6 protein-coding genes are annotated in these 5,564 nt (G+C 65.6%); 1 reads left to right on the plus strand and 5 read right to left on the minus strand.

Annotated features, from left to right (window positions below):
* From NZM16_RS03715 to lepB, 4 genes are all read right to left on the minus strand, one after another.
* Positions 1-240 (minus strand): site-specific integrase (locus tag NZM16_RS03715; RefSeq protein WP_295478644.1); only part of this gene is annotated, 240 nt, incomplete at its 3' end.
* Between the two features lie 138 nt (positions 241-378).
* Positions 379-651, minus strand: coding sequence for a YgiT-type zinc finger protein (locus NZM16_RS03720; protein ID WP_295450439.1), 273 nt, complete (start codon positions 649-651; stop codon positions 379-381).
* Positions 652-674: 23 nt separating this feature from the next.
* Positions 675-1,364, minus strand: a complete 690-nt coding sequence (gene deoC / locus NZM16_RS03725) for a deoxyribose-phosphate aldolase (protein ID WP_366946194.1) — start codon at positions 1,362-1,364, stop codon at positions 675-677.
* 26 nt (positions 1,365-1,390) lie between these two features.
* The gene (gene lepB / locus NZM16_RS03730; RefSeq protein ID WP_295450444.1) at positions 1,391-1,999 is read right to left on the minus strand and encodes a signal peptidase I; all 609 of its coding nucleotides are present in this window, start codon (positions 1,997-1,999) and stop codon (positions 1,391-1,393) included.
* Positions 2,000-2,212: 213 nt separating this feature from the next.
* On the opposite strand from lepB, the gene NZM16_RS03735 reads away from it, so the two are divergent.
* Positions 2,213-3,634: an RsmB/NOP family class I SAM-dependent RNA methyltransferase gene (locus NZM16_RS03735; RefSeq protein ID WP_295450445.1), complete on the plus strand. Its 1,422-nt coding sequence runs from the start codon at positions 2,213-2,215 to the stop codon at positions 3,632-3,634.
* 352 nt (positions 3,635-3,986) lie between these two features.
* On the opposite strand, the gene gatB is transcribed toward NZM16_RS03735, so the two are convergent.
* Positions 3,987-5,468, minus strand: a complete 1,482-nt coding sequence (gene gatB, locus NZM16_RS03740; protein ID WP_295478647.1) for an Asp-tRNA(Asn)/Glu-tRNA(Gln) amidotransferase subunit GatB — start codon at positions 5,466-5,468, stop codon at positions 3,987-3,989.
* Positions 5,469-5,564 lie beyond the last annotated feature (96 nt).

The raw sequence follows: 5,564 nt of genomic DNA on the forward strand, positions 1-5,564 counted from the left end.
TTGATTCCAGGTGCTGGGGGACCATCCCCGTCGGGCCATGGCGTCCTGGAGGAAGGCTTCCAGCAGCGAGGGATGCGCCCCCGCCCAGCGAGAGATCCCCTGGCTTTGCAGAAACTGGGCGAGAGAGGAAAGGGTATGACGATAGGCCTTCAGCGTGGAGGCAGAGACCGCCTCCGCCACCACACAGGCGTCCAGGAAGCGGATAATCCAGAACTCCAGCTCGTCCTGCGAGCGGTCCATCGTCATCCCCAATTCATAAGCGGGTCCAGGCCGGATGCTCGCAGGGGCACCCCCTACAGGTGCCCCTGCGAAATCACGAAACCATGCGATGCGCGATTTGGGGGAGGGATAGGCTTTGCGCCCACCCTCAGGATGCGTTCAGGCAGGACGACGACGGGTCCCCCACTCGGGCCCCGGAGGGCGATCCATCGGCTCCGAACCAGGATCCCGGGCCCGTCCGCTCTCCCCCCGAGGGCCGATCAGGGGGATCAGTTGCATCAGGGCCTCTTCATCGTATTGCCGATTTCCACATACATCGCAGATATAGGCCGGCATGTTCGGCACCACGATGAAGAGATCCCCATGATAGCCCGCGTAAGTGATCCGGTGTGGCCTCATATAACCGATCCGGCAGTTCGGGCACGGCCCCATAGGAGCCTCCGTGAACGCTGAGATCAGGCGATCGGCCTCTCGCTCTCCATCGCGGGAGAGGCAGACGGCAGGGCCTCCAGGATGGCGACCGTGGCGCTGGTTCCTAAGCGATCGGCTCCCGCTTCGAGCATGGCGATGGCCTGCTCCGCCGTTCGGATACCCCCCGCGGCCTTTACCCCAACGGAAGGCCCCACGACCTGGCGGAGCAGCGCCACATCTTCCACCGTAGCTCCGCCCGGCCCGAAGCCGGTGGACGTCTTCACGAAATCCGCGCCCGCCTCGACCGCCAGGCGGGCGGCCAGGACTTTTTCCTCCGCCGTTAACAACGCGGTCTCCAGGATCACCTTGCAGAGGGCGCCGGCCGCGCGGCACACCGCAGCCACCGCCTGGAGATCCACCCGGACCGCGTCGATGGCCCCGGCCTTGAGCAAGCCGACGGGGAGGACCATATCGATCTCCTGAGCGCCCTGACCGAGGGCCATGGCCGCCTCCGCGACCTTGATGGCGGTCAGGCTGGCGCCCAGGGGGAATCCCACCACCGTCGCCACCTTGACCGGGGTTCCGGCCAGCCGGGCGGCGGCCCGCGCCACGTAAATCGGGTTCACGCACACGGCCGCGCAGCCGTAGCGCAGCGCCTCCTCGCATAGCCGATCGATGTCCCCCGGCATCGCCTCCGGGCGGAGCAGCGTGTGATCGATCCGCGCCGCCAGCATCTCCCGGGTCCAGGCTGTGCGGAGGGTCACGGCGTCTCTCCTTCGAAGGGGTTGCGGATCAGCCCCCATCGGGAGGGGGGCCAGTAGACCAGCCAGGCCTTCCCGATGATGGCCGAGCGGGGGAGCGTTCCCCAGTTGTGGGAATCATTGGAGGCGTTCCGGTTGTCGCCCAGGACGAAATACTCGTCCGACCCCAGGGTCACAGGCCCGTAGGTGTAAACGATCGGACCCCGGATATATGTCTCCTCCAGGGGGCGGCCATCGATGAACACCCTGCCGTCCCGGATCGCCACTGTCTCCCCCGGGAGGCCGATGACCCGCTTGATGAAATCCCGGGAAGGGTCATGGGGGAAGCGGAAGACCACCACATCCCCCCGCTGAGGCGAGCTGAACCAGTAGCTGACCTTGCTGATCAGCACGTATTCCCCATCATGCAGGTTGGGCTCCATGCTGGAGCCTTCGATGCGAAAGCGGGCGGTGGCGGTGTTCACGAGAACCATCGCCACCAGCACGATCAGCACGGTCTCGATCAGTTCGCGCAAGAAGCTCAACAGGGGATGGGCGCTCCGCTCCCGGACCTGTTCCGATGAGGGCTCCGCACGTTCGATGGAAAACCCCATGGGATGCTCATCCATGCACTTTCCTCCTTCCCGGCGCATTATACGACGTCTTCCCCATGCTGCACAATTCGGGTTATAACGATCCCTGCCGTGAGCAGGGGGAGCCGTCCACGAATGGGACGCGAATACACGAATAAGATTTCGGCGTTCAACGACGCGTCCCCCAGAAGGCCGAAGGACTCACGCCCTCCGCTGGTCCGGAGCCCTGTAAGGGGGGGAGGAGATCCCATGCGCTCTCCAACGGGAGAGGGTGGAGCGCCGCGACTTCCAGAGCGCTTCCTGGAGCGGATGCAGGCCTGGCTGGGGCCGGAGGTCGGGGCCTTCCTGCAGGCGCTGGCGGGCCCTTATCGAACCGGCCTCCGGGTGAATACATTGAAGATCGCCCCCGAGGCCTTCCGGGCTCGTTCGCCTTTCCCGCTTTCGCCGGTCCCATGGTGCCCGGAGGGCTTCGTGATCGAGGATCCCGAGGCCCGGCCGGGTCTCCACCCCTACCACGCAGCCGGATTGTATTATCTCCAGGATCCCTCGGCGATGGCGGCGGCGGTCTTGCTGGATCCCCAACCTGGGGAGTGGGTGCTGGATCTGGCGGCCGCCCCGGGCGGGAAGACCACACACCTCGCCGCGCGAATGCGGGACACGGGGGTTCTGGTGGCCAATGAGATCCAGCCCCGGCGGGCCTCGATCCTGGCGCTGAACGTCGAGCGCCTCGGAGTCACCCACGCGATCCTGACGAACGAGTCCCCCCCGCGTCTGGCGGATCGCTGGGAGGGGCTGTTCGATCGGGTGTTGGTGGATGCGCCGTGTTCCGGCGAGGGGATGTTCGCCCGGGATCCGAAGGCGATCCGGGCCTGGAGCGTGGACCGGGTGCGCCGTTCCGCCGCCCTCCAGAAGGCGATCCTCTTGGAGGCGGCCCGGATGGTGCGCCCGGGGGGCTGGTTGCTCTATGCGACCTGCACCTTCGCTCCCGAAGAGAACGAAGGGGTGGTGGAGGCGTTTCTGCAGGCGCGACCGGATTTCGACCTGGTGGATCCGCCGCGGCATGCGGCTTTCGATCGCGGACGGCCGGAGTGGATCGAGGGAGGGGATCCCCGGCTGGCCCGGGCGGTGCGGCTGTGGCCCCATCGCGGGCCGGGCCATGGGCATTTCTACGCCCTCTTCCGACGGGCCGGGGAGGAACGCCCTCATCGGCCGAAACCGGAGAGCGATCTCCCCGGCCGCGCCCGACGGGCCCTGGAGGCGTTCTGGGCGGAAACGATCGCCCGACCGCTGCCCGAGGGCGGCCTGGTTCTGCAGGGGGAACAGATTTACTGGACGCCCATGGCCTCCGCCCTCTGGCGAGGGCTTCGGGTGTTGCGGCCTGGGTGGTGGCTGGGCCGATGGCGGAAGGACCGGTTCGAGCCGGACCACGCGCTGGCGATGGCCCTGCGCGTGCAGGAGGTCCGTCAGGCTCTGGATTTGCCGCTATGGGATCCCCGGGTCGTCGCCTATCTGCAGGGGCATCCGCTGGAGGGGCCGTGGGAGAGCGGATGGGCGTTGATCGCCCTAGAGGGGTTCCCGCTGGGTTGGGCTCGCGCGGAGCGGGGACGCCTGAAAAACCTGTATCCGCGGCATCTGCGGACGATCGGATGGTGGGAAGTAGAGGCCGGATGAGGGGGGAAGCATTTTCATCACCCGCGAAATCGATCCATCGGCTCAGCGCGCCGTGCGCCGCCTACTCCTTCCCGGAAGGATCGTTGATCTTCCTACCCTCCAGCCCTTTATGGGGGGTGAAGTCCTCCTGCCTCGTCCGCCCAAACATCAATCTGCACGGCGGGAAACTTCGAGCGGCGAGGCCGATCCGAGCACCTTCGGGAGGGAAGCCGGCTAAGCCATTCCCCGCGGGAAAAAACGTTTTGGGGCTGGGGCGCCACCGAAGGCGGCGTCCCAGCCCCAAAACCAGAGGAAGCTGCCTGTGGCGGGATCTGTCCCTCGGGAGCTCTACCCTCCCCTCGCCCGGAAGGGATCAACGCGGGTCTTCCGATGAGCGAGCGGCGCGGCGGGCCTCCAGGGCCTCGCGGACCAGCTCGTTCACCCGCTGGGGATCTGCCTGGCCGCGGGTCGCGCGCATGACCTGCCCGACGAACCATTTCAACACACCTTCTTTCCCCCGTAGGTAGCTCTCCACCTCCTTGGGGTTCGCTTTGATCACCTGCAGGACAATCTCCCGGAGGGCCTCCACATCCCGGATCTGGGTGAACCCTTTGGCCTCCACGATGCGGTGGGGCACCTCCCCGGTCTCGAAGGCCTCGCGCAGGACCAGCTTGCCGGTGTTCATGTTGATCTCGCCCCGCTGGACCATGCGGATCAGCCCCACCAGCGACTCAGGGGACACCCGCACATCCTGGATCTCCCGATTAGCCTCGTTCATCAGCCGGAACAGCTCCCCGGTGATCCAGGCGGCCAGGGTTCGGGGCTCCACCACGGGTTCCTCCTGGCGGGCCAGGGTGACCGCGCGTTCGAAATAATCGGCGACACGGTGATCTTCGGTCAGCAAGGCGGCTTCGTATCGGGTGAGGCCGTAAACCTGCTCGAACCGTGCCATTCGGGCCCGGGGCAGCTCCGGCAACATCGCGCGGATCTCCTCGACCCATTCGCGGGAGATCACCAGGGGCGGGATATCCGGCTCCGGGAAGTAACGGTAGTCGTGCGCATGCTCTTTCCCCCGCTGGGGAACGGTCACCTCCCGCGCCTCGTCCCAGCCCATCGTTTCCTGCTCCACCCGGCCCCCGGAGCGGACGATCTCGATCTGCCGGCGGATCTCATAGTCCACCGCGCGCACCAGCGCCCGGAAGCTGTTGAGGTTTTTGATCTCCGTCCGGGTGCCTAACCGGGTTTCCCCTTTCGGGCGCACCGACACGTTTGCCTCGAAGCGGATGACGCCTTTCTCCATGTCCCCCGAATTCACACCCAGATAGCGGAGCAATGTGCGGAGGGCCGTGGCGAAGGCTTTGACTTCCTCCACGGAATGCATGTCCGGCTCGGTGACGATCTCCATCAGGGGGACCCCCGCCCGGTTAAAATCCACCAGGGTGACCCCGCCGATATGGATTAATTTGCCGGTGTCCTCTTCGATGTGAACCCGGCGGATACGCACCCGCTTGGAACCCTCCGGCGTTTCGATTTCCAGATACCCGTTCAGACAAAGCGGGTAATCATACATCGAGCGCTGATATTCGGACGGCAGATCCGGGTAAAAATAATTCTTCCGGTAGAAGAGGCTGTATTCCGCGATCTCGCAATTCAAGGCGAGACCCGTGAGGATGGTCCACTCGATGGCCCGCCGGTTCGGGACGGGGAGCGTGCCGGGCATCCCGGCGCATACCGGGCACACATAGCGATTGGGCTCGGCGGTGGTGCTGTCCACCACTGGACAGGGGCAGAACATCTTGGATCGCGTTTGAAGTTCGGCGTGGATCTCCAGGCCGATCACCGGCTCAAACTCCACGGGGCACCCCCCTGAAGTGGGATCTTAGGGCTTTTTCTCCTTCTCATTGTATTTATGGGCTTCATTTCGCCAACTGGACCAGGAAGGGTTTGGGGG

Origin of the sequence: Thermoflexus sp. (assembly GCF_025055495.1) — a bacterium.
Classification (GTDB): Bacteria; Chloroflexota; Anaerolineae; order Thermoflexales; family Thermoflexaceae; genus Thermoflexus.

Coding starts and splice junctions, on each gene's coding strand:
- deoC (WP_366946194.1), bottom strand. CDS start 1,364: ATGCTGGCGGCGCGGATCGATCACACGCTGCTCCGCCCGGAGGCGATG.
- lepB (WP_295450444.1), bottom strand. CDS start 1,999: ATGGATGAGCATCCCATGGGGTTTTCCATCGAACGTGCGGAGCCCTCA.
- NZM16_RS03720 (WP_295450439.1), bottom strand. CDS start 651: ATGGGGCCGTGCCCGAACTGCCGGATCGGTTATATGAGGCCACACCGG.
- NZM16_RS03735 (WP_295450445.1), top strand. CDS start 2,213: ATGCGCTCTCCAACGGGAGAGGGTGGAGCGCCGCGACTTCCAGAGCGC.